The 22,832-nt window shown below is 66.9% G+C and carries 18 protein-coding genes; 10 read left to right on the top strand and 8 right to left on the bottom strand.

The genetic code is table 11. The annotated features are described in order from the left end of the window. Positions 1-6: 6 nt before the first annotated feature. Entirely contained in the window at positions 7-1,143 is a 1,137-nt protein-coding gene (locus NMB43_RS19720; protein ID WP_494349881.1) for an ABC transporter permease, read from the top strand. 16 nt (positions 1,144-1,159) lie between these two features. Here NMB43_RS19720 and NMB43_RS19715 read toward each other — a convergent pair whose 3' ends face one another. After that, positions 1,160-2,110: a Nudix family hydrolase gene (locus tag NMB43_RS19715; RefSeq protein WP_494352171.1), complete on the bottom strand. Its 951-nt coding sequence runs from the start codon at positions 2,108-2,110 to the stop codon at positions 1,160-1,162. Positions 2,111-2,222: 112 nt separating this feature from the next. Between NMB43_RS19715 and NMB43_RS19710 the strand changes: the two genes are divergently transcribed. Continuing rightward, the gene (locus tag NMB43_RS19710; RefSeq protein WP_494349880.1) at positions 2,223-2,831 is read left to right on the top strand and encodes a tetratricopeptide repeat protein; all 609 of its coding nucleotides are present in this window, start codon (positions 2,223-2,225) and stop codon (positions 2,829-2,831) included. Between the two features lie 19 nt (positions 2,832-2,850). Here NMB43_RS19710 and NMB43_RS19705 read toward each other — a convergent pair whose 3' ends face one another. Then, entirely contained in the window at positions 2,851-4,485 is a 1,635-nt protein-coding gene (locus tag NMB43_RS19705) for a methyl-accepting chemotaxis protein (RefSeq protein ID WP_494349879.1), read from the bottom strand. A 424-nt stretch (positions 4,486-4,909) separates the two neighbouring features. On the opposite strand from NMB43_RS19705, the gene NMB43_RS19700 reads away from it, so the two are divergent. Beyond that, positions 4,910-6,274, top strand: a complete 1,365-nt coding sequence (locus NMB43_RS19700; protein ID WP_494349878.1) for a TrpB-like pyridoxal phosphate-dependent enzyme — start codon at positions 4,910-4,912, stop codon at positions 6,272-6,274. Between the two features lie 212 nt (positions 6,275-6,486). On the opposite strand, the gene polA is transcribed toward NMB43_RS19700, so the two are convergent. Next, a complete protein-coding gene (polA, locus tag NMB43_RS19695) occupies positions 6,487-9,249 on the bottom strand; it encodes a DNA polymerase I (protein WP_494349877.1) in 2,763 nt (920 codons plus the stop codon). A gap of 103 nt (positions 9,250-9,352) precedes the next feature. Between polA and NMB43_RS19690 the strand changes: the two genes are divergently transcribed. Further along, positions 9,353-10,081: an LOG family protein gene (locus tag NMB43_RS19690; protein WP_494349876.1), complete on the top strand. Its 729-nt coding sequence runs from the start codon at positions 9,353-9,355 to the stop codon at positions 10,079-10,081. 82 nt (positions 10,082-10,163) lie between these two features. Then, complete coding sequence (locus tag NMB43_RS19685) at positions 10,164-10,604, top strand: hemerythrin domain-containing protein (RefSeq protein ID WP_494349875.1); 441 nt, start codon at positions 10,164-10,166, stop codon at positions 10,602-10,604. A gap of 13 nt (positions 10,605-10,617) precedes the next feature. Here NMB43_RS19685 and NMB43_RS19680 read toward each other — a convergent pair whose 3' ends face one another. Then, positions 10,618-11,064 (bottom strand): CBS domain-containing protein, encoded by a 447-nt coding sequence (locus NMB43_RS19680; protein WP_494349874.1) that lies wholly within the window; start codon positions 11,062-11,064, stop codon positions 10,618-10,620. A 118-nt stretch (positions 11,065-11,182) separates the two neighbouring features. After that, a complete protein-coding gene (locus NMB43_RS19675; RefSeq protein ID WP_494349873.1) occupies positions 11,183-11,779 on the bottom strand; it encodes an LON peptidase substrate-binding domain-containing protein in 597 nt (198 codons plus the stop codon). Between the two features lie 57 nt (positions 11,780-11,836). Between NMB43_RS19675 and NMB43_RS19670 the strand changes: the two genes are divergently transcribed. Next, positions 11,837-13,027 carry a class I SAM-dependent methyltransferase gene (locus NMB43_RS19670; RefSeq protein WP_494349872.1) on the top strand — a complete coding sequence of 397 codons (1,191 nt, stop codon included), beginning with the start codon at positions 11,837-11,839 and terminating at the stop codon, positions 13,025-13,027. Between the two features lie 217 nt (positions 13,028-13,244). After that, the gene (locus tag NMB43_RS19665; protein WP_494349871.1) at positions 13,245-14,039 is read left to right on the top strand and encodes a hypothetical protein; all 795 of its coding nucleotides are present in this window, start codon (positions 13,245-13,247) and stop codon (positions 14,037-14,039) included. A gap of 114 nt (positions 14,040-14,153) precedes the next feature. On the opposite strand, the gene NMB43_RS19660 is transcribed toward NMB43_RS19665, so the two are convergent. The 3 genes from NMB43_RS19660 to pyrE all read right to left on the bottom strand — a co-directional run bounded on the left by NMB43_RS19660 (position 14,154) and on the right by pyrE (position 15,884). Further along, a complete protein-coding gene (locus NMB43_RS19660; protein WP_494349870.1) occupies positions 14,154-14,345 on the bottom strand; it encodes a hypothetical protein in 192 nt (63 codons plus the stop codon). A gap of 272 nt (positions 14,346-14,617) precedes the next feature. Beyond that, on the bottom strand, positions 14,618-15,241 hold the full coding sequence (locus NMB43_RS19655) for a hypothetical protein (RefSeq protein ID WP_494349869.1): 624 nt from the start codon (positions 15,239-15,241) through the stop codon (positions 14,618-14,620). Between the two features lie 4 nt (positions 15,242-15,245). Then, on the bottom strand, positions 15,246-15,884 hold the full coding sequence (gene pyrE / locus NMB43_RS19650; protein WP_494349868.1) for an orotate phosphoribosyltransferase: 639 nt from the start codon (positions 15,882-15,884) through the stop codon (positions 15,246-15,248). A 31-nt stretch (positions 15,885-15,915) separates the two neighbouring features. On the opposite strand from pyrE, the gene NMB43_RS19645 reads away from it, so the two are divergent. From NMB43_RS19645 to NMB43_RS19635, 3 genes are all read left to right on the top strand, one after another. Then, entirely contained in the window at positions 15,916-16,710 is a 795-nt protein-coding gene (locus NMB43_RS19645) for an exodeoxyribonuclease III (RefSeq protein WP_494349867.1), read from the top strand. Between the two features lie 50 nt (positions 16,711-16,760). Further along, positions 16,761-18,791 (top strand): diguanylate cyclase, encoded by a 2,031-nt coding sequence (locus tag NMB43_RS19640; protein ID WP_494349866.1) that lies wholly within the window; start codon positions 16,761-16,763, stop codon positions 18,789-18,791. Between the two features lie 79 nt (positions 18,792-18,870). Continuing rightward, complete coding sequence (locus tag NMB43_RS19635) at positions 18,871-22,797, top strand: DUF3683 domain-containing protein (RefSeq protein WP_494349865.1); 3,927 nt, start codon at positions 18,871-18,873, stop codon at positions 22,795-22,797. The last annotated feature ends 35 nt before the right edge of the window (positions 22,798-22,832 follow it).

Here is a 22,832-nt window from a genome sequence, read left to right as displayed (position 1 = left end):
TTCGCCATGCGCGCCGCGTTCAGCCTCGCCCGCCTGTTCGCCGTGATGCTCAAGGAGTTCATCCAGTTGCGGCGCGACCGGCTGACCTTCGCGATGATGATCGGCATCCCCATCGTGCAGATGACGCTGTTCGGCTATGCGATCAACAGCGATCCCAAGCATCTGCCGACGGTGATCGTGGCGCATGAGCAGACGGTGTTCACGCGCAGCATCGTGCGCGCGCTGGAGAACACGGATTACTTCCGCGTGATCGACGCGGCGGCGAGCGAGCGCGAGGCCGCGCGTGCGCTGGCCGAGGGCCGCGCGCAGTTCGTGCTGACCATCCCCGCCGGCTTCGCGCGCAGCCTGCAGCGCGGCGAGCGCCCGGCGCTGCTGCTGGAGGCGGACGCGACCGACCCCTCGGCCACCGGCAATGCGGTGGCGGCGGTGCAGAACCTGGGGGTGACGATGTTGCGCCACGACCTGACGGGGACGCTGAGCCCCCTGGTGCCCGGCGTCAGCCCTTTCGAGCTGCGCATCCAGCGGCGTTACAACCCGGAGGGCATCAGCCAGTTCAACATCGTGCCGGGCCTGATGGGCGTGATCCTCACCATGACCATGATCATGATGACGGCATTGGGCGTCACGCGTGAGGTGGAGCGCGGCACGATGGAGAACCTGATCGCTACGCCGGTACGCCCGTTCGAGGTGATGGTGGGCAAGATCGCGCCCTATGTGGTGATCGGCCTGGTGCAGGTTGCGGTGATCCTGCTGTGCGCGCGTTATCTCTTCGCGGTGCCCTTCGTGGGCCACTTCGGCACGTTGATGCTGTGCGTGCTGGTGTTCATCTGCGCCAACCTGACGGTGGGCATCACGATCTCCAGCATCGCGCGCAATCAGACGCAGGCGATGCAGATGACCTTCTTCTTCTTCCTGCCCTCGATCCTGCTGTCGGGCTTCATGTTCCCGTTCCGCGGCATGCCGCAATGGGCCCAGGTGATCGGCGAGGTGCTGCCGCTGACCCACTTCCTGCGCCTGATCCGCGGCGTGATGCTGAAGGGCAACGACTGGCCCGCGCTGTGGCCCAATGTGTGGCCCTTGCTGCTGTTCATGAGCCTGGTGATGGCGGTGGGCCTCAAGCGCTTCCGCCGCACCCTGGACTGAGCGCCCGCGCGCGGGATCAGGCGCAGCGCGCCTCGGGCCAGATGCTGCGGATCGCCGCGATGCCATGCGCGCCGGCCGCGCGCGCGGTGAGCATGTCGTCCTTGCCCAGCCCGCCGATGGCCAGCACCGGCATCGGCAGCTCGCGGACCAGCTCGGCGAAGGCCGTCCAGCCGATGCCACGCCGCCCCGGGTGGCTGGCTGTTTCGCGCACCGCGCCCAGCACGGCGTAGTCGAGGCCGAGGCTGGCGGCGTGCTCCAGTTCCTCGCGCGTGTGGCAGGAGGCGCCGACCCACTCGGCATCCGGGCGGGCATCCAGCGCCATGAGCTGGCGGGCCGGCAGGTGCAGGCCATCGGCGCCGACGCGCTGCGCCATGTCCGCCTCGCCATTGACGATGGCCAGCGCGCCGCTGCTGCGGCAGCGCTCGACCGCGGCGCGGTAGAAGCGTTCGCGCGCGCCGGGCTCGAGAATCGGTTCGCGCAGTTGCACCAGGCGCAGGCCATTCTCCAGCGCGCATTCGAGCGCGCCGAGCTGGGCCTGCACGCCGACCTCGCCGGCCTCGGTGACGCCCATCACGCGCGGCAGGCGCAGCGCCTTGAGCACCGGGCCGTTGGCGGGCAGCATGGGCCCGACCTCGGTGGCGTCGGCGGTCTGCCAGCTCAGCGCGCTATGTACCTTGTCCTGCAGCTCGCCGCTCCAGCCGGCCACTTCGAAGAAATGCAGGGTGACGTTGGCATGCTCGTAGCTGTGACGGCGGGTGATCCACGGGTTGGCGAGGTGCACCTGGATGCCCAGTTCCTCCTGCAACTCGCGTACCAGCGCGTCGCGCGGCGTCTCGCTGGCCTCGACCTTGCCGCCGGGGAACTCCCAGTAGCCGGGGTAGAAGGTGTCGGGCGCGCGCTGGCCCAGCAGGAAACGGCCGTCGCGGGCGAAGATCACCGCGGCGGCAACTGCAACATTCTTTGGCATGGCATGGACAGCGAGGATGGGCGGGGTTAGTTTGCGCACTATCTTCGATTCATCGTCGTAGCTCAAGACGCTGTGCAGCAGCGCCAGTGAGCGATTCAACAGAAGGATGTGCATGAGCGACAGGACTTGGCTGGGGCGTCTGGGTGAGAGGCTGCGGGGCTGGTTCGGCGGCGAACGCAGCGGCCAGCATGACATCGCCTTGCATGCCGCCGAGACCGTGCTGGCGCCGGCCCCGCCGGGCGGCATGCGGCGGGTGTTGCCCAAGCGCAGCAAACCGGTGGCCGAGCAGGTGCCGGCCGCCCCCAGCGACGCGCCGGATCCGGTGCCGGAGGGCGCGCAGCGCGCACGCGCCAACATCGTGACCTTGATCGAGCGTGGCCAGACCGAGCTGGCCCTGCTGGTGTTCACCGGCTGTGTGAAGCTGGACCCGGCATTCGCGGCCGATGCGCCGACCGTGTTGCCCCTGGCACAGGCGGCTGTGCTGCAAGGGCGGCCGCGCCAGGCGTTGCGCGTGATGCAGCGCTTCGATGTGCTCTACCCGGGGCACCCCGACACGCCCGAGGTGATCCTGCTATCGGCGCGCTGCATGCTCGACATCGGTCACCGCGACGCGGCGCGCCTGCTGCTCGCCGCCTTCCGCCAGTACTTCCCGACGCATCCGCTGTCCGCCCAAGCGGACGAACTGGCACAGCGCCTCGCGCCGCGCCCGCCCGCCAGCTGAGGCCGCCGCCGCAGGGTTCTTACACGCGGTACTGCGTGACCGCCTTGCGCATGCGGTCCACGCTGCCCTCCAGACGTTGTGCGGTGTCGTCGGTGGTGTGCGCCACGCCCAGGTTCTCCTCGGTCTGCTGGGCGATGCGCTCGATGCCGCGTGCCAGGTGTTCCATGGCGCCGCTCTGCTCCTGCGAGGAATGGGCGATCTCGCCGATGCGCGTGAGCATGACTTCCACCTCGCCGGTGATGCGCAGCAGGGCGCCCTGCGCGTCGTGCACCAGGGTCACGCTGGTACCCACTTGCGACGCGCTGTGGCGGATGCTGTCGACCGCGCTGCCGGTGTCGGCCTGGATGCGCTGAATCATGGCGTCGATCTCCTGCGTGGCCTGGCGGGTGCGCTCGGCGAGCTTGCGTACCTCGTCGGCCACCACGGCGAAGCCGCGCCCCTGCTCGCCGGCGCGCGCCGCCTCGATGGCTGCATTGAGCGCCAGTAGATTGGTCTGGTCGGCGATGTCCTTGATCACCCCGGCGATCTTGCCGACCTCCTGGGTACGCTGCCCCAACTGTTCCACCGTGCTGGCCGAGTGCCCCACGGTTTCCGACAGGGCGCTGATCGTCTCGCTGGCACGGGAGGACAGCTCGGCGCCGGCGCGAGCCTCCTGCGAAACCTGCTGCGAGATGGCGAGCGTCTCATTTACATGGGAGGCCACTTCGCCGATCGACACCGTCATCTCTTCCACGCTGGCCGCTCCGCTGCTGGTGTCGCGGCTCTGCTGCTCGGACGAACCTACCAGGGTGTGCATGTCGGTGTTGAGGCGGCTGGTGGACTCGGCTACCTCGCGCGTGGTGTCGCCGATGATCTGCAGGGTCGCACGGGTGGCGGCGAGCAGGCTGTCGACGCGGCGCGCGATGTCGCCGATCTCATCCTGACGCGTCGAGTTCAAAGTGTTGAGCAGGTCGCCATGGCTCAGCACTTCGTCCAGGGTGCGTCGCATGCTGCGCAGTTCGCCACACACACGCGGCCCCTGCCAGGCGGCGAGCCACACGCAGGCCACCAGGCTGAGGCTGGCCAGCCCGCCGGCCAATGCGCGCGTGAGCGGGCCGGGCCAGACCAGCAGCGCCAGGCAGGCCAGCGCGGCGAGCGCGCCGATGAGCCCCACGCTGCCCATCTGCACCGGGAAGGCGCTGGCCGCGCGTGCCAGTGCGCCACGCACCGGACGCACCTGGCCACCTTCCACGCGCAGGCTGCGGTCGCCCGCACGCAGGCGCGCGTAGGCCGCGCTGGCAGCGCTGATCTGCTCGCGCGAGGGCCGGGTGCGCACCGACTGGTAGCCGATGACCTGGCCGTTCTCGCGTACCGGCGACACGTTGGCCTCGACCCAGTAGTAGCCGCCGTCCTTGCGCCGGTTCTTGACGATGCCGCGCCAGGGCATGCCCGCCTTGAGCGTGCGCCACATGTCCTCGAACGCGGCTTCCGGCATGTCCGGGTGGCGCACCAGGTTGTGGGGCTCGCCGATCATCTCCTCGCGGCGGAAGCCGCTGATCTCGGCGAAGGCGGTGTTGGCCTCGGTGATGCGACCCTTGAGGTCGGTGCGGGAGTAGATGAAGACGCCGCTGGGAATGACCGTTTCGGCGTCGGTGACAGGAAGATTGCTGCGCATGCTGGGGCTCCGTTGCGGTACCGATGACTGGCAGCCCCTGGGTGGTGATCTTGCCTGGCGGTAGTACTCGATAGTGATGAGTCAGCTTACGTGCGTTCGTCAGGCAACTTGAGGGCCTACTTCACGATATATGCATTTGGTTATAGGCCTGCGAGCATGTGTAAAACGCGATGAAAAACTCTTAAGTCCAACTATTCAAGGGATTATCAGACGCAAATCGACGCGATGAAGCCGTGTGGGAAAGATGAAAACATTTGTAAGTCAAAAACCACTTTCGGACTAGGGTCAGGGCCTGGGGCCATGCCTTGGCCGGCGGCGCCGGGCAGCTCGCCCGGGCCTCTTGCGATGCAGGTCATGCAGCGATGCACGCCCAGACGGTAGGCTTGCGCTTCCTGATCACACGAGACGAGGGGAGAGCCTTTCCATGCCGGACCGCAATCGCTACCTGCTTGAAGAAGCCCGCATGCCACGCCAGTGGTACAACGTGGCCGCCGACCTGCCAGTACCGCCCGCACCGCCGCTGCACCCGGGCACTGGCCAGCCCATCGGCCCGGCCGACCTGGCGCCGCTGTTCCCGCAGGCGATCATCGCGCAGGAGGTCAGCACCGAACGCTGGATCGACATTCCCGAGCCGGTGCAGGAGGTCTTCAAGCTGTGGCGCCCGAGCCCCTTGTTCCGTGCGCGCCGACTGGAGAAGGCGCTGGGCACGCCGGCCAAGATCTATTTCAAGTACGAAGGCGTGTCGCCGGCCGGCAGCCACAAGCCGAATTCCGCCGTGCCGCAGGCCTGGTACAACGCGCAGGAAGGCGTGAAGAAGCTGTCCACCGAGACCGGAGCCGGGCAATGGGGCAGCTCGCTGGCCTTCGCCGGCGGGCTCTTCGGGCTGGATGTCACGGTCTACCAGGTGCGCGTGTCCTACGACCAGAAGCCTTATCGCCGCGCCATGATGGAAACCTGGGGGGCCAAGTGCATTCCCTCGCCCTCCAACACCACCGACGCCGGCCGCGCCATCCTGGCCGAACACCCGGACCACATGGGCTCGCTGGGCATCGCCATCTCGGAAGCGGTGGAGGTTGCCGCCAAGAACGAAGACACCAAGTACGCGCTGGGCTCGGTGCTGAACCACGTGCTGCTGCATCAGACCATCGTCGGGCAGGAAGCCATCCTGCAGATGGAGATGGCGGGTGACGACCCGGATGTCATCATCGGTTGCACCGGCGGCGGCTCCAACTTTGCCGGCATCGCCTTCCCCTTCATGGGTCAGCAACTGCGCGGCGAGCATGCCAAGCGGCGCTTCGTCGCCGTCGAGCCTGCGGCCTGCCCCAGTCTCACGCGCGGCAAATTCGCCTACGACTTCGGCGACACCTCGCACCTCACGCCGCTGGTGAAGATGCACACCCTGGGCTCCACCTTCACGCCGCCCGGTTTCCACGCCGGTGGTCTGCGCTACCACGGCATGGCGCCGATGATTTCGCACATCGCCGAGCTGGGCCTGATCGAAGCCCAGGCTTACCACCAGGGGCCCTGCTTCGAAGCCGGCGTGCTGTTCGCCCGCACTGAAGGCATCGTGCCGGCCCCGGAAGCGACGCACGCGATCAAGGGCGTCGTCGAAGAAGCCCTGCGCTGCAAGCGCGAAGGCAAGGCCGAAACCCTCCTGTTCTGCCTTTCCGGCCACGGCCACCTCGACATGGCCGCTTACCAGGCCTACTTCGACGGCAAGCTCGTCGACCAGGACTATGACGAGAAGGAACTCGCGATGGCGCTGAGCCTGTTGCCGCAGGTGGCTTGAGCTAGGGCGGAACTCCGCAGGAGGTTCCGCCAGCCGCCGCAGGCGGCATCATGTTTCGTGAGGAAAGACCGGCGGATCGCCTGCGGCATCCGCCCTACGGGGCTAGCGTGAGTGCGAGGGCGCGAGACCTAGTGTGTAGGGTGGGCACGGTGTGCCCACGCGGCGCTGCTACGGTCGTAACGCTGTCGTTGCGCGGGATTTTCGGACCGCCCTCAGTGCGCCTCATCCCAGTTCGCTCCCGATCCAGCCTCGACCAGCAGCGGCACGCGCAACTGCGCCACGCTGCCCATGATGTGGGGCAGGGCTTCCTTGACGCGGGCGAGTTCGGCGTCCGGCACTTCGAGGATCAGTTCGTCATGCACCTGCAGCAGCAGGCGACTCTGCAGACCTTCGGTGATGAGCCAGTCGTGCACCGCGCGCATCGCCAGCTTCACGATGTCGGCGGCGGTGCCCTGCATCGGCGCATTGATGGCGGCGCGTTCGGCGCCCTGGCGGCGGCCGGCGTTGCTGCTCTTGATCTCGGGCAGGTAGAGGCGGCGGCCGAACACGGTTTCGACGTAGCCGCGGTTGCGCGCCAGCGCGCGCGTCTCTTCCATGTAGCGGGCCACGCCCTGGTAGCGCGCGAAGTAGCGGTCGATGTACATCTGCGCGGCGCTGCGCTCGACGCCGATCTGCTTGGCCAGGCCGTGCGCGCCCATGCCGTAGATGAGGCCGAAGTTGATGGCCTTGGCATAACGACGCTGCTCGCTGGTGACCTCTTCCGGCTTGGCGCCGAAGACTTCGCCGGCGGTGGCGCGGTGCACATCCTCGCCACGTGCGAAGGCTTCCAGCAGGCCATCGTCCTCCGACAGGTGGGCCATGATGCGCAGCTCGATCTGTGAGTAGTCGGCCGACACGATGTGCCAGTCGCGCGGGGCGATGAAGGCCTGGCGGATGCGGCGGCCTTCCTCGGTGCGCACGGGAATGTTCTGCAGGTTGGGCTCGGTGCTGGCGAGTCGGCCGGTGATGGCGCCGGTCTGCGAGAAGCTGGTGTGCACGCGGCCCGTCTTGGGGTTCACGCTGCGTGGCAGTTTGTCGGTGTAGGTGCTCTTGAGCTTCGACATGCTGCGGTGTTCGAGGATCAGGCGCGGCAGCGGGTAATCCAGCGCGAGCTGCGCCAGCACTTCCTCATCGGTGGACGGCGCGCCGGTGGGCGTCTTCTTCAGCACCGGCAGCTTGTCGCGCTCGAACAGCAGTTCCTGGATCTGCTTGGGGCTGCCGAGGTTGAAGGGCTGGCCGGCGACCTCGAAGGCTTCCTGCTCGATGGCCATCATCTTGCGGCCCAGCTCGTCGCTCTGCTGGGCGAGCAGGAAGGCGTCGATCAGCACGCCGTTGCGCTCCATCTGCCACAGCACGTCCAGCACCGGCATTTCGATGTCGCGGTAGACGCGGCTCAGCCCGGCTTCGGGCGCCAGCTCGGCAGACAGGACTTCATGCACGCGCAGCGTGACGTCGGCATCCTCGGCGGAATACTCGGTGGCCCGTTGCAGCTCGACTTCGCCGAAGCCGATCTGCTTGGCGCCCTTGCCGCAGATATCGGCGTAGGACAGCACCTTGAGACCCAGGTGGCGGTTGCTGAGCGATTCCAGGTCGTGGCTCTTGTCGCTCTCGTAGGCGGCCGATTCCAGCAGCGTGTCGTGGGCGATGCCGCGCAGCGTGATGCCGTGGTTGGCCAGCACATGCTTGTCATACTTGAGGTTCTGCCCGACTTTGGCGTGTGAGTCGGATTCCAGCCAGGGCTTGAGGCGCGCCAACACCTCGTCGATCGGCAACTGGTCCGGCGCGCCGGGGTAGGTGTGGGCCACCGGCAGGTAGGCCGCTTCGCCCGGCGTGACGGCGAAGGAGAGGCCCACGATGCGCGCCGTCATCGGCTCCAGGCTGTCGGTCTCGGTGTCGAAGGCGGTCAGCTCGGCCTGGCTGATCTTGTCCAGCCAGTGCTCGAAGGCCGGCCAGTCGAGGATGCATTCGTAATCCTTGCGCTGCTCGGCGTTGTCGACGAGCTCGCTGCGCGCGGCCTCCTGTGCCGAGGTTTGGCGCACGCTGTTAGCCGCTTGCACTTCCAGCTTGGGCTTGGGCGCCTCGCTCTTGTCGCCGCCCTCCAGCTCACGCAGCCAGCCCTTGAATTCGTAGCGGCGGAACTCGGTCAGCAAGGTGTCGCGGTCGGCCTCGCGCCAGGTCAGCGCCTCCAGTGGCTCGGCCAGGGGGACATCGGTAGCGATGGTCACCAGCTTGCGGCCCAGGGGCAGGAAGTCCAAGGCCTTGCGCAGGTTCTCGCCGACCACGCCCTTGATGCTGGCGGCATTGGCCACCACTTCATCGAGCGAGCCGTACTCGGCGATCCACTTGGCGGCCGTCTTGGGGCCGCACTTCTCGACGCCGGGTACGTTGTCGACGGTGTCGCCCATCAGCGTGAGGTAGTCGATGATGCGATTCGGCGGCACGCCGAACTTGGCCTGCACGCCGGCCTCGTCCAGCGTCTCGTTGCTCATCGTGTTGATCAGCGTGACACGCTCGTTGACGAGCTGCGCCATGTCCTTGTCGCCGGTCGAGATGATCACGCGGAAGCCTTGCTCGCTGGCGATGCGCGCCAGGGTGCCGATCACGTCGTCGGCCTCCACGCCGTCCTGCATCAGCAGTGGCCAGCCCATGGCGCGCACGCAGCGGTGGATCGGTTCGATCTGCGCGGCCAGGTCTTCCGGCATCGGCGGGCGATGCGCCTTGTACTCGGGGTACCAGTCGTCGCGGAAGGTCTTGCCCTTGGCGTCGAACACGCAGGCCGCGTGCGTCGCACCCTGGGCCTCGCGCAGGGTACGCAGCATCGACAGCACGCCACGCAGTGCGCCGGTCGGTTCGCCTGCGCCATTGCGCAAGTCGGGCAGCGCATGGAAGGCGCGGTACAGGTAGCTGGAGCCGTCGACGAGCAGGAGGGTGTTCATGGGGGCGACAAGTGGAGTGGGGCGAGGCGCACATTATGCCGGCTTGCACCGCGCGCCAGCCGCGGCGTAGCATCGGGGCGACCCATCCCCTCAGGATCACTCCATGTCCGCCAAAGACAAGCTGCCGCCCTTCACCGCCCCGTCACTTTCCAGCGAGACGCGCGTCGCCCGCGAAGCCTGGCGCATTCTGGGCATCATGTCGGAGTTCGTGGAGGCGACCGAACGCCTGCAGGCGATTCGGCCCGCGGTCAGCATCTTCGGCTCGGCGCGTACGCCGGTCGATCATCCGTACTACGCGCTGACCGAGAAGATCGCGCGCCTGCTGTCGGACGCCGGCTTCGCCGTCATCTCGGGCGGCGGCCCCGGCATCATGGAGGCCGCCAACAAGGGCGCCTTTGCCGGCAAGGGCCTGTCGGTGGGGCTGAACATCCAGTTGCCGCACGAACAGAGCGGCAACCCGTATCAGGACATCTCGCAGACCTTCCGCCATTTCTTTCCGCGCAAGGTCATGTTCGTGCGCTTCGCTGCGGCCTACGTGGTGATGCCGGGCGGCTTCGGCACGCTGGATGAGCTGTCGGAGGCGCTGACGCTGATCCAGACGCGCAAGGGGCGCCAGATTCCGGTGATCCTGGTCGGCGCCCACTTCTGGAAGGGGCTGGTCGACTGGTTCAAGACCACGCTGGTCGACGAGAAGATGATCTCGCCCAAGGACCTGGACCTGATCCAGGTGATCGACGAACCCGAGGAGATCGTCGCCGCGATCTTCAAGCACTACGAACGGCGCGGTTTCGAGCCCCTGCCCGAGGAACACGAGTCGATGCTCAACTTGTGAGCCGGTCGGCGTTGATGGGAGTCAAGCCAGCCGGCGGGTGAGGGGAGAACAATGGCGCGGTCTGTTCATTGCGGAGGCCGCCATGCCGATCACCCAGCCCTTCCTGGACGCCCACCAGCACTGCATCGCGTTGTTCGAGCGCCTACGTTCTTGCCAGACCAGTGGTGACTGGGCCCGCACCCAGCCGCTGTATTGGCACTTCCGTCACGTCATGGAGGCGCACTTCGCAGCCGAGGAGCATGGCCTGTTCCCCGCCTTTGAACTGGCGACCGGCGTGCGCGTGGGGCCGACCTCGGTGCTGCGTAGCGACCACGAGGCCATGCGTGCCCTGCTGGAACACATCGGCGGCGCGCTGGCGGTGCGCGACGAGGTCTCCTGCGCGCAGCAGTTCGACGAACTGGCACGGCTGATCGCAGGGCATACGGCGCGCGAGGAACACATCCTGTCCGCGATGGACACGCGCCCGCTCGACGGCCTGCCCGAGCGCCTGCTGCGCCAGGCCACGACGGAACTCAGCGCCTGAGGGCGCCGGCGCCTCAGGTCGATAGCTCGCCCGAGATGTAGGAGGAGAGCTGGTCGATGGTGCGCTTCTGCTCGTCCATCACCGCCTTCACCGCATCGCCGATGGTGATGATGCCGACCAGCTTGCCCTTCTCGACCACCGGCAGGTGACGGATGCGGTTGTTGGTCATGATGGCCATCACGTCGTCCACCGTCTGATTCGGCGAGATGGTCAGCAGGTTCTGCGTCATCAGCTCGCCGATGCGCGTCTCCTTCGAGCTGCGGCCTTGCAGGATCACCTTCCGCGCATAGTCGCGCTCGGTGAAGATGCCGACCAGGCGTTCCCCCTCGGTGATCAGCAGCGCGCTGATGTCCTTGCCGGCCATCAGGGCCAGCGCGTCGTACACCGTACTGTCCGGGGCCACCGTGATGACGGTGGCGGAGGGCTTGTCCTGCAGCATTTGCTTGACCGTTGCAGTCATGGCTTTTCCTTCTGGTGTAGGGGCGTTAGAGCGTGTCGCGGTTGCTGTACAAGCGGCGCAGCGGCTGGGAACACGTCTTATAAGCTTGGCGTGAAGCGCCGCGCGCTGCAATAGGGAATCACGCGGCCTTGAGCAGGCCGTGGCTCAGCAGGTACTCGTGGATGATGGACAGGCGCAGCTCCGCGTCGTCCAGCTCCAGCAGCCTTTGCCGCGCCAGCGGCGGGATCGGCAGCACTTCGGCGTAGCGGTAACCGACCCAGCTCGCATTCTCGAACTGCAAGGGGGCGGCGATGATCTTCTGTCCCGGGTCGGCCGCAATCGCACGCAACAGGGGCAGGACATCGGCATGGGCGGCGCTGACCGGCATCGGCGTGGGCTCATCCAGCCAGCTCACCTGGGCCACCACGCGTTGCTGCGCGTCCACCTCCTGCGCTGCAATGCGGAAGCGGCGCTGGCCACGCACCGTGATGCCCAGCACGCCGGGCGTCTCCATGTCGAAGTCTACGATGCGCGCCTCGACGCCGACCGGATGAGGCAGGGCGGCGCTGCCGACTTCGTGGCCCTCGGCGATCAGGCAGATGCCGAAGCAGGTCTGGTCCTGCATGCAGCGCGCGATCATGTCCAGGTAGCGCGCCTCGAAGATGCGCAACTGGAGGCGACCGAAGGGGAACAACACCGAGTGCAGCGGGAAGATCGGGAGGCTTGCCGTGGGCATGACGCAAGGGTGAGGGCGTGGAAAGCCGATTCTACCGGCGCGGGTACAATCGCGGCGATGAATCCCAACCATCCCCGCCCGCCGTCGGCGACCCTGCCGCCGCCTGAAACCGAGGCGCTCGCCCAGTCGACCGCATTGCTCGCGCTGATTCAGGACGAGATCGCGCGCAGCGGCGGCTGGATCGGCTTCGACCGCTACATGGAGCTGGCGCTGTATACCCCGCGCCTGGGTTACTACAGCGGCGGGGCGCACAAGTTCGGCCCGGCCGGTGACTTCATCACCGCGCCCGAACTCACGCCCCTGTTCGGCCAGGCGCTGGCGCGTCAGGTCGCCGAAGTCATGCGCGCCAGCGCGCCCGTGCTGCTGGAGGCTGGCGCCGGTACCGGCCTGCTGGCGGCGGACCTGCTGGCCGCGCTGGCCGAACTGGACTGCCTGCCGCAGGAATACCTGATCCTGGAACTCTCTGGCGAGCTGCGGGCGCGTCAGGCCGAGACTCTGGCGCAGCGCGTGCCGGCGCTGGCCTCGCGGGTGCGCTGGCTGGACGACCTGCCGCAGCAGTTTGCCGGCTGCGTGGTGGCCAACGAAGTGCTCGACGTGATGCCGGTGCGTCTGCCCGTATGGCGCGCCGAGGGCCTGTTCGAGCGTGGCGTGAGCGTTGTCGACGGCGGGCTGGTGTGGGCCGAACGACCGGCCGACGCGGCCTTGCAGGCCCTTGCGGCGCCGTTGCCGGTACCCACGCCGGCACAAGGCGAGTACATCAGCGAGGTGTGCCCCGCCGCCGCCGCCTGGGTGGCCGAATGGGGGCGGCGTCTCGTGCAGGGCGCGCTGATCCTCATCGACTATGGTTATCCGCGCGCCGAGTACTACCTGCCGCATCGCGCGCAGGGCACGCTGCAGTGCTACTACCGCCACCGCGCCCATCCCGATGCCCTGCTGTGGCCGGGGCTCAACGACATCACCAGCTTCGTCGACTTCACCGCGGCCGCCGAGGCCGGATACGACGCCGGTCTCGACGTGCTGGGCTACACCAGCCAGGCCAGTTTCCTCACTAATTGCGGCCTGCTCGAACTGCTGGCCCGCCGCGGCCCGACGGAGTCTGCCGACTACCTGCGCGCCGCCCGCGCGGCCCAGCGACTGATCGCTCCGCACGAGATGGGCGAGCTGTTCAAGGTTTTGCTGCTGGGGCGCGGCCTGGGCGGCCTGCCCTTGCTCGGCCTCGCCCGTGGCGAGCGTACCCATGCCTTGTAGCCCAGTGTTGCCGTTGTCATAAAAGTTCAATTAAATCAATGATTTTGACAGATCCGGCAAGCGCGATCTGTCGCGCGGGGCGTGCCGCGCATCGGCTTCCCGCTGGCCGCTGAAGCCAAACCCCTCCACTATCGCGCGACACCAGAACACGGCGCCGCGCGCGGCAGCCGGACGACAAAGAGGAGGAGGGGGAGTGATGAATTGCTTCAACAGAGCCATGCTGGCCATGCTTCTGGCGGCCTGCACGTTCGTTTCACACCATGCGGCCGCGCGCCAGGTGGCGCCGGCGGGGCCGCTGGAACAAAGCCTGCGCCTGCAGGTCATGGCGCAGCGCCAGGCCAAGCTGTTCCTGCAACTGCGCATGAGTGTCGATGCCGAGACTTCGCAGCGCAAGCTGGACGAGGCCGTGCGCGCCTTTGACCAGGGGCTGGCGCAACTGGCACAGAGCAAGGGCCCCAGCGGCACGGCGCCGAACCTGGAGACGGTCAATGCGCTGTGGTCTGGTGCTCGCAACACCTTGGGCGAGGCGGCGGATCCGATAACCACCGCGCGCGCCGCGCGCGAGGCGGAGCAACTGACCCAGGCACTGGGCAAGGTGGTCACGCAGATGCTCCCGGGCAAGCCTGGCCCGGCCCTGCAACTGACCCTGCTGGCCGCGCGCGATGCCATGCTGGCCCATCGCCTGGCCAAGCTCTACCTGCAACTGCGCGGCGGCGACGGTGATGCCGAGCGGCGCAACGAACTGGCGCAGGCGCGCAAGGATTTCCTGCAGGCGGTGGATGTAATGGAACAGAGCCCGCTGAGCCAGGGGCAGATCCGCGCCAACATCGACCTGGTGCGCCAGCAATGGGCCTTCTTCGACGGCGCGATCAGCTCGTCCAGCGTGGAGAACAAGATACTGAAGGTGGTGGTGACGACCAGCGAGCGCCTGGGCCAGTCACTGACGGATATCGCTGGAGCCTATGGACAACTGGCGGTGGGGGATCCGCTGCTGGCCCAGACTGCGCCGTAGAAGCGGGCGTGGCAAGGGTGGACAGGCTGGCTACCCGCTGGTGCTGAAGGCGGGTCAGGAAGAGTCGGGTGAGCTTGGGGGCGCCAATCGGCGCCCCGATTTTTTGCCGACCGCTTATTCCTGCGCCTGGTACAGGCGGCGCATGAAGGCGTCCGGGTCGCTGATGCTCGCCTGGCTCCAGTGAGACGTGTCGTGCGCCTCCTGCAGGCCAAGCTGCAACACGGCCTGGGGTAGCCAGTTGGCGTTGAGGACTTCGTCGCCGTAACGGTCGACGTCGCTGATGCGCTCTGCTGTGGTCATGTCCATGATCGTCACCATCTTATTTCTCCCGGTCGGGGCGTTCCGGGGGGGTGTCGCCTGCACAAAACACCGGCCCTGTGATTCATAACGGACCATGCGCGCAAAAGTTGAAAGCCTTGAACGGGAAAGAATGCGACTTGGCTCACGCTTGCGCGCAGGCAGGCGTGACGGCATTGCAGCACGCAGGGGTTACAGCTTGAAGATGACAAATGGGCATCTGCCCGAGTGGACAGGCGGCGAGCCCTGTTTCAGGGCCGGCTTCGAGGGATAACCCGCAGTCAGGGGCGGGGGGTGCTGCTGCTGTGCTGGAGCAGTTCGACGTAGCGCTTGCGGTCTTGCGCGAAACGGTTGCGGATGTTGTCGATGTCGCGCTGCTTGCTGGTGATCACGGAGCGCACGGCACGCAACTCCGACGCCACCGTATCGAGGTCGACCGCCAGGTCGCGCGGCATCGGGCCACTGGCTGGCTTGAGCTTTTCCAGCTTGGCCTGGGTGGCCAGCAGGTCGGCCTCGCGGGTGCGGGCGTGCTTGATCTCGGCTTCGATCACGGTGATCTCGCGGTCGCGCCGTACGTCGATCTCCTCGACCGAGGCGTAGGAGTCGAGCAGAACCTGGTCGCGCCGCTTGGCTTCGGCCTCGCGCGCAGCCTGTTCGCGTTGGGCGCGCAGCTCGGCTTCGCGACGTGCACGCTGCTCCGGCGTCAGCGGGGCCTCGACCTCGCGGATCGTGCGGCCGCTTGGGGCGACGATGCGATAGGCGCGGTTGAAACAGGCCGGCGGCAGTGTGTCGCCGCAGATGCGCGAACCACCGCCGTCGACGCAGCAATAGGTGGTGGTCTGCGCGGCCGCGCCTGCCGGCAGGGCCAGCAGCATGAGCAAGGGAAGCAGACGCGGCGCCTTCATGTCCTCATTGGACTCCGTAGGTGTCCCGGTAAGCCTGCACGGCAGGCAGATGGGCCGCCAACTGCGGGCTGTCGGCGATGAAGCTCAACAGGTCGCGCAGGCTGGCGACCGCGATCACCGGTACGCCGAAGCGGGCCTGCACCTCCTGTACTGCGCTCAGTTCGCCGCTGCCGCGCTCCATGCGGTCCAGCGCGATCACCACGCCGGCCAGTTCGGCGCCGGCGGCGCGGATGATCTCGACCGACTCGCGCACCGAGGTGCCGGCGGATATGACATCGTCGAGCACCAGCACACGGCCTTTCAAGGGGGCGCCGACAAGCGTGCCGCCTTCGCCATGGTCCTTGGCTTCCTTGCGGTTGAAGCAGAACGGCAGGTTCTGGCCCTGGGTGGCGAGCTGCATGGCGGTGCCGGCGACCAAGGGGATGCCCTTGTAGGCCGGGCCGAACAAGGTGTCGCAGGGGAGCCCCGAGGCGCGGATGGCCTGGGCGTAGTAGCCACACAGTTCGCTGAAGGAAGCGCCGTCGTCGAATAAGGCGGAGTTGAAGAAGTAGGGTGACAGGCGACCCGCCTTGGTCTTGAACTCGCCGAAACGGAGCACGCCTTTGCGGACGGCGAGGGCGAGGAATTCGCGACTAAAATCCACGATTCTCTTTCATCGTTCTTGGGGTCGCCCGATGTTACGCGTCATCACGCTCAACCTCAACGGCATCCGGTCGGCTGCCAGCAAGGGTTTTTACGCATGGCTGGCAGAGCAGCAGGCCGATGTGGTGTGCTTGCAGGAGGTCAAGGCGCAGGAGGCAGACCTCAGCGCGGAGATGCTCGCGCCGGCTGGCTTTCAGGGTTTCTTCCATTGCGCCGAGAAGAAGGGCTACAGCGGCGTGGCGGTGTATACCCGACTGCCGCATGCCGGCTTGAGGACCGGGGTGGGGGATGCCCAGTTCGATGCCGAGGGGCGCTACCTGCAGCTCGACTTCGACTTGGCCGGCGGGCCGCTGAGCGTGGTGTCGCTGTACCTGCCCTCGGGCTCCAGTTCCGAGGAACGGCAGGCCGCCAAGTTCCGCTTCATGGACCATTTCTTCCCGCAACTGGCAGCGCTGCGCCAGTCTGACCGCGAAGTGATCATCTGCGCCGACTGGAACATCGCGCACCGCGAGATCGACCTCAAGAACTGGAAGAGCAATCAGAAGAACTCCGGCTTCCTGCCCGAGGAACGGGCCTGGATGAGCCGGGTGCAGGACGAGCTGGGCTGGGTGGATGTGTACCGCCGGCTGCATCCTGAGGCGAGCGGCGAGAGCTACACCTGGTGGTCCAACCGCGGTCAGGCCTGGGCCAAGAACGTGGGCTGGCGCCTGGATTACCAGTTGGCGACCCCGGCGCTGGGGGCCACCGCACAGCGTGCGGCGGTCTACAAGGACACGCGTTTCTCCGACCATGCGCCGCTGACGGTCGACTATGCCTTCAAGACCTGAGCGCTGACTGCCGATAGACAGATAGTCCCCTGTCCGGCGCCACCCTCGCCATGCGACCCGTCCTGCTGCCGCGCATCCTGTTGCTGTTATGCCTTGCCTGCGGTGCCGCTGGAGCGGCCGAGCCGGAGCAGGTGACGCTGCAGCTCAAGTGGAAGCATCAGTTCCAGTTCGCCGGCTACTACGTGGCTCAGGCCAAGGGTTATTACCGCGATGCCGGCTTTGAAGTGACGATCCGCGAGGCGCAGAGCGGCCGCTCGCCGGTCGACGCGGTGCTGCGCAACGATGCGCAGTACGGCGTGGGGACCTCGGAGTTGCTGCTCGATTACGCGCAGGGCAAGCCGGTGGTGGCGCTGGCGGTGGTCATCCAGCACTCACCGCTGGTGCTGTTGGCCAAGGAGGGCGCGGTGCGCAGCGTGGCCGACCTGCGCGGCAAGCGGGTCATGCGGATGGCGACCGAGCGCGAGCTGGAGGCGCTGCTTGCCCGGTCAGGGCTGGGCGAGGACACCATCGTGCCGGTCGATCACAGCTTCGATCCTGCCTCCTTGCTCAAGGGCGAGGTGGATGCGATCTCCGGCTATTCCACCGACGAAACCTGGTTGTTGCAGCAGGCCGGCTTCCGCTACGTGCTGTTCTCACCGCGCTCCTCCGGCATCGACTTCTACGGTGACACACTGTTTACCTCGGCCGCCATGTTGCAGCAGCGGCCGGAGCGGGTGGCCGCGTTCCGCGAGGCGAGCCTGCGTGGCTGGCGCTATGCGATGACCCATCCGGAGGAAGTGGCTGACCTGATCCTCCAGCAGGTGTCGCAGCGCCATACGCGCGAGCACCTGCTGTGGGAAGCCGAGGAGATGCGCAAGCTGATGCTGCCGGACCTGGTGGAGCTCGGCTATATCAGCCGCCAGCGTTGGGAGCGCATCGGCGCCGTCTACGCTGAACTGGGTTTGATCGACGGTAACTTCAACCTGGATGGCTTCCTGCCGGAGGTGAAGAAGTCTGCGCCGGCCTGGATGCTGCCCGTGCTTCTGGGCGGCCTCGGATTGACCATGCTGGCGGCCTTCCTCGCCTGGCGCTTCGCCGCGCTGGCGCGGCGTCTGCGCGAGGAGATGCGGGCCCGCCAGGCCACCACCGATGCGCTGCGTGCGAGCGAGCGCAAGTTCCGCAGCCTGATGGAGGATGCGCCGCTGCCGGTGGTGATCGCCTATGTCGAAGACAACACGCTGGCCTACGTCAACAAGACGGCCGGTGACATGTTCGAGACGCGGCGCGAGGACGCGGTCGGGCAACTGGCGCCGGACTACTGGGTCGACCCCGAGGCGCGCGCGGCCTTCGTCGACGCGGTGCGCAAGGAAGGCGGGGTGCGCGACTACATCGGCGAACTCAAGGGGCCGCAAGGCCAGCATTTCTGGGCCTACATCTCGGCCCAGCTGACCGAGTTCGAGGGACGTCCGGCAATCTTCACCGCCTTCAGTGACATCACCCTGCGCAAGCGCTATGAACAACAACTGCGCGAGGCCAACCTGGCCCTGAGCGAGCAACTGGAAGAGATCGGCCAGCTCCAGTCCAAGCTGGCCGAGCAGGTGGTGCGCGACCCGCTGACCGGCCTGCACAACCGGCGCTACCTGGACGAGACCTTTCCGCGCGAGATCGTGCGTGCGCAGCGCGAGGGCTACCCCCTGGCCCTGATGGTCATCGACATCGACCACTTCAAACAGGTCAACGACACCTATGGCCACCCCGCCGGCGACGAGGTTTTGTGCAGCCTGTCGCGCCATTTGCTGCAGTTCGCGCGGGCCAGCGACGTGGTGTGTCGCTATGGCGGGGAGGAATTCATCCTGCTGCTGTCCGACATGAGCCTCGCGGTGGCGGCCGAGCGCGCCGAGCAGTTGCGCCAGGAATTCGCCCTCAGCACGGTGCGCTACGGCCGCTTCGAGATCCGCTGCACCCTGTCGATCGGCGTCTCCAGTTTCCCCGAACACGGGGCCCATGCCGACGCCCTGATCGCCTCGGCCGACCGGGCGCTGTACCAGGCCAAGCACGCCGGGCGCAACCGGGTGCTGCGCGCCGAGGGCTGGCCGGACTAGAAACCCTGCCGGCCGAAGGGCAAAGATTCGGCCCGGACGCGATAAAATGCGTCTTTAAACGGCAGCCCCCAGGCCGAACATGCACGCAGCCCCCGACTTCGCCCCCCACGCTCCTGCCGCAGCGCCCGTGCGCCTGCGCGAGATTCCCTACAACTACACCTCCTTCTCCGACCGCGAGATCGTGATCCGCCTGCTCGGGCGAGACATGTGGGACGTGCTGGAGACCCTGCGCGTCGAGCGTGTCACTGGCCGCTCCGCGCGCATGCTGTACGAGGTGCTGGGCGACATCTGGGTGGTGCAGCGCAATCCCTACCTGGAAGACGATCTGCTCGACAATCCGAAGCGCCGCCGCGCGCTGATCGAGGCGCTACGCCATCGGTTAAGCGAGGTCGAGAAGCGTCGCCAGGAGTCCGAACGCGAAGATGTCGAGCGCGCCGGCAAGGTCGCCCTGCTGGTGCAGGCGGCCCACAAGGCGGTGGATGCCTTTGAGGCGCACTTCCAGCGGGCGGCCGACATGCGCCGTCGTGCCACGCGGCTGCTGACCCGTTTCACGCGCAAGGACAATGTCTGCTTCGACGGCTACGCCCGTGTGGCCCACGTCACCGACGCCACCGACTGGCGCGTCGAGTACCCCTTCGTGGTGCTCTACCCGGACACCGAGGAAGAGATCGGCCACCTCGTGCGCGCCTGTATCGAGCTGGGCCTGACCATCATCCCGCGTGGTGGTGGCACCGGCTATACCGGCGGCGCGGTGCCGCTCACCGCCATGTCGGCGGTCATCAACACCGAGAAGCTGCTCGACCAGAGCCGCGTGGAGATGACGACGCTGCCTGGCGTAGCGCAGCCCTATGCCACCATCTTCACCGGCGCCGGCGTGGTCACGCGCCGCGTCATGGATGCGGCCGAGGAAGCCGGCTTCGTGTTTGCCTGCGACCCGACCTCGGCGGACGCCTCCTGCGTCGGCGGCAACGTCGCCATGAACGCGGGCGGCAAGAAGGCCGTGCTGTGGGGCACGGCGCTGGACAACCTGGCCTCGTGGCGCATGGTCACGCCGGACGGCAACTGGCTCGAGGTCGAGCGCCTCAACCACAACCTCGGCAAGATCCACGACCAGGCCGAGGTCACGTTCCGCCTCAAGCGCTTCGATGCCTCTGGCAAGAAGCAGCTGGCGGAAGAGTTCCTGACCATCCCCGGTGAGCGCTTCCGCAAGGTGGGCCTGGGCAAGGACGTGACCGACAAGTTCCTCGGCGGGCTGCCCGGCATCCAGAAGGAAGGCTGCGACGGCATCATCACCTCGGCCACCTGGATCCTGCACAAGATGCCGCCGCATACGCGCACCGTGTGCCTGGAGTTCTTCGGCCAGGTGCGGGAAGCCGTGCCCGCCATCGTCGAGATCAAGGACTATATCGACAGCCTGCCCAAGACGGGCGAGGCGCGCGTCATGCTGGCCGGCCTGGAGCACCTGGACGAGCGCTATGTGAAGGCGGTCGGCTACGCCACCAAGGCCAAGCGCCACGGCCGGCCCAAGATGGTGCTGATCGGCGACATCGTCGGCGATAGCGAGGATGCGGTCGCCCAGGCGGCCTCCGAGGTCGTGCGCCTGTGCAATGCGCGCAGCGCCGAGGGCTTCATCGCCGTGTCGGCCGACGCGCGCAAGAAGTTCTGGCTCGACCGCGCCCGCACCGCCGCCATCGCGCGCCACACCAACGCCTTCAAGATCAACGAAGACGTGGTCATTCCGCTGCCGCGCATGGGCGACTATTGCGATGGCATCGAGCGCATCAACACCGAGCTGTCGATCAAGAACAAGCTGCGCCTGTGCGACGCGCTGACCGGTTTCCTGCATGGCGACCTGCCGCTGCGCGTCAACGATAGCGGCGTCGACAAGGAAGAACTGATCGGCGATCGCCGCGCCCGCGCGCTGGAGCTGGTGTCGCAGGTGCGTGCGCGTTGGCAGTGGATTTTCGATCACCTCGACATGCCCTTGGCCGAGGCCGAAGCCCAGTTCGCGGCGCAAGGGATCGAGGCCGGCGAGCTGAGCAACAAGGCGGCCAGCCCGGTGCTGTTCCATCGCGTGCAGGACCACTCGGTGCGCATCTCGTGGAAGCGCGAGCTGAAGGGCGCGCTCGAAGACATCTTCGAAGGCCCCAACTTCCGCCCCACGCTGGAGCGTATCGAGGCCGTGCACAAGGATGTATTGCGCGGCCGCGTGTTCGTGGCCCTGCACATGCATGCCGGCGACGGCAATGTGCACACCAACCTGCCGGTGAACTCGGACCACTACGAGATGCTGCAGGAGGCCAATGCGGCGGTCGAGCGCATCATGCACCTGGCGCGTGGGCTGGGCGGCGTGATCTCGGGCGAGCATGGCATCGGCATCACCAAGTACGAATTCCTGACGCCGGAAGAGGTCGCCCCCTTCCACGCCTACAAGGCCAAGGTGGACCCCGAGGGCCGCTTCAACAAGGGCAAGCTGATGCCCGGCGCCGACCTGACCGGCGCCTACACGCCCTCGTTCAACCTCATGGGCCACGAGTCGCTGATCATGCAGCAGAGCGACATCGGTGCCATCGCCGACTCGGTGTCGGACTGCCTGCGCTGCGGCAAGTGCAAGCCTGTTTGCTCGACGCATGTGCCGCGCGCCAACCTGCTGTACAGCCCGCGCAACAAGATCCTGGCGACCTCGCTGCTGGTCGAGGCCTTCCTGTACGAGGAGCAGACGCGCCGTGGCGTGTCGATCAAGCACTGGGAAGAGTTCGAGGACGTGGCCGACCACTGCACGATCTGTCACAAGTGCTACAACCCCTGCCCGGTGGACATCGATTTCGGCGACGTGTCGATGAACATGCGCAACCTGTTGCGCAAGATGGGCAAGCAGAGCTTCAACCCGGCCAAGACCCTGGCCATGGCCTTCCTCAACACCACTTCGCCGGAGAAGATCAAGTTCCTGCGCAAGCTGTCGATCGAGTGGGCCTACAAGGCGCAGCGCCTGGGCAACCGCGTGCTGGGCACGCTGGGCCGCGCGCAGACGGCGCAGCCGCCTTCATCGCTGGGCAAGCCGGCCATGAAGGCGCAGGTGATCCACTTCATCAACAAGAAGATGCCGGGCAACCTGCCCAAGAAGACCGCGCGTGCGCTGCTGGACATCGAGGACGACCACGTCGTGCCGGTGATTCGCGATCCGCAGAAGACGCGCGTCGACTCCGAGGCCGTCTTCTACTTCCCGGGCTGCGGCTCGGAACGCCTGTTCTCGCAGGTCGGTCTGGCCACGCAGGCCATGCTGTACGAGATCGGCGTGCAGACCGTGCTGCCGCCGGGCTACTTGTGCTGCGGTTATCCGCAGCGCGGCGGCGGCCAGTACGACAAGGCCGACAAGATCACCACCGACAACCGCGTGCTGTTCCACCGCGTGGCCAACACGCTCAACTACCTCGACATCAAGACCGTGGTGGTGAGCTGCGGCACCTGCTTCGACCAGCTCACGATGTATGAATTCGACAAGATCTTCCCCGGCTGCCGCCTGATGGACATCCATGAATTCCTGCTGGAGAAGGGCGTCAAGCTGGAGGGGGTCACCGGCACGCGTTACATGTACCACGACCCCTGCCACACGCCGATGAAGCAGCAGGACGCGATGAAGACGGTCAACGCGCTGATCCAGACCAGCGATGGCAGCAAGGTCGAGAAGTCCGACCGCTGCTGCGGCGAGTCCGGCACTCTGGCCGTGGCGCGCCCCGACATCTCCACCCAGGTGCGTTTCCGCAAGGAAGAGGAGCTGAAGAAGGGGGCCGACAAGCTGCGTGCGGACGGCTACGACGGCCCGGTCAAGGTGCTGACCTCCTGCCCCGCCTGCCTGCAAGGCCTGCAGCGCTACGAAGACGATGTCGACAAGATGGACGCCGATTACATCGTCATCGAGATCGCCAAGCATGTGCTGGGCGCGGACTGGCTGCCGAAGTACGTGGACAAGGCCAACAACGGCGGGATCGAGCGCGTGCTGGTGTGAGCGGAGTTCCGCCCATAAAAACGGCAGCCCGCGGG

The organism is Uliginosibacterium sangjuense, from assembly GCF_059132465.1.
This window is presented reverse-complemented; position numbering and strand designations above follow the sequence as displayed.

What these genes read in the sequence shown, in the direction of transcription:
- NMB43_RS19720 (WP_494349881.1), top strand. Translation starts at nt 7, where the DNA reads ATGCGCGCCGCGTTCAGCCTCGCCCGCCTGTTCGCCGTGATGCTCAAG.
- NMB43_RS19715 (WP_494352171.1), bottom strand. Translation starts at nt 2,110, where the DNA reads ATGCCAAAGAATGTTGCAGTTGCCGCCGCGGTGATCTTCGCCCGCGAC.
- NMB43_RS19710 (WP_494349880.1), top strand. Translation starts at nt 2,223, where the DNA reads ATGAGCGACAGGACTTGGCTGGGGCGTCTGGGTGAGAGGCTGCGGGGC.
- NMB43_RS19705 (WP_494349879.1), bottom strand. Translation starts at nt 4,485, where the DNA reads ATGCGCAGCAATCTTCCTGTCACCGACGCCGAAACGGTCATTCCCAGC.
- NMB43_RS19700 (WP_494349878.1), top strand. Translation starts at nt 4,910, where the DNA reads ATGCCGGACCGCAATCGCTACCTGCTTGAAGAAGCCCGCATGCCACGC.
- polA (WP_494349877.1), bottom strand. Translation starts at nt 9,249, where the DNA reads ATGAACACCCTCCTGCTCGTCGACGGCTCCAGCTACCTGTACCGCGCC.
- NMB43_RS19690 (WP_494349876.1), top strand. Translation starts at nt 9,353, where the DNA reads ATGTCCGCCAAAGACAAGCTGCCGCCCTTCACCGCCCCGTCACTTTCC.
- NMB43_RS19685 (WP_494349875.1), top strand. Translation starts at nt 10,164, where the DNA reads ATGCCGATCACCCAGCCCTTCCTGGACGCCCACCAGCACTGCATCGCG.
- NMB43_RS19680 (WP_494349874.1), bottom strand. Translation starts at nt 11,064, where the DNA reads ATGACTGCAACGGTCAAGCAAATGCTGCAGGACAAGCCCTCCGCCACC.
- NMB43_RS19675 (WP_494349873.1), bottom strand. Translation starts at nt 11,779, where the DNA reads ATGCCCACGGCAAGCCTCCCGATCTTCCCGCTGCACTCGGTGTTGTTC.
- NMB43_RS19670 (WP_494349872.1), top strand. Translation starts at nt 11,837, where the DNA reads ATGAATCCCAACCATCCCCGCCCGCCGTCGGCGACCCTGCCGCCGCCT.
- NMB43_RS19665 (WP_494349871.1), top strand. Translation starts at nt 13,245, where the DNA reads ATGCTGGCCATGCTTCTGGCGGCCTGCACGTTCGTTTCACACCATGCG.
- NMB43_RS19660 (WP_494349870.1), bottom strand. Translation starts at nt 14,345, where the DNA reads ATGGACATGACCACAGCAGAGCGCATCAGCGACGTCGACCGTTACGGC.
- NMB43_RS19655 (WP_494349869.1), bottom strand. Translation starts at nt 15,241, where the DNA reads ATGAAGGCGCCGCGTCTGCTTCCCTTGCTCATGCTGCTGGCCCTGCCG.
- NMB43_RS19645 (WP_494349867.1), top strand. Translation starts at nt 15,916, where the DNA reads ATGTTACGCGTCATCACGCTCAACCTCAACGGCATCCGGTCGGCTGCC.
- NMB43_RS19640 (WP_494349866.1), top strand. Translation starts at nt 16,761, where the DNA reads ATGCGACCCGTCCTGCTGCCGCGCATCCTGTTGCTGTTATGCCTTGCC.
- NMB43_RS19635 (WP_494349865.1), top strand. Translation starts at nt 18,871, where the DNA reads ATGCACGCAGCCCCCGACTTCGCCCCCCACGCTCCTGCCGCAGCGCCC.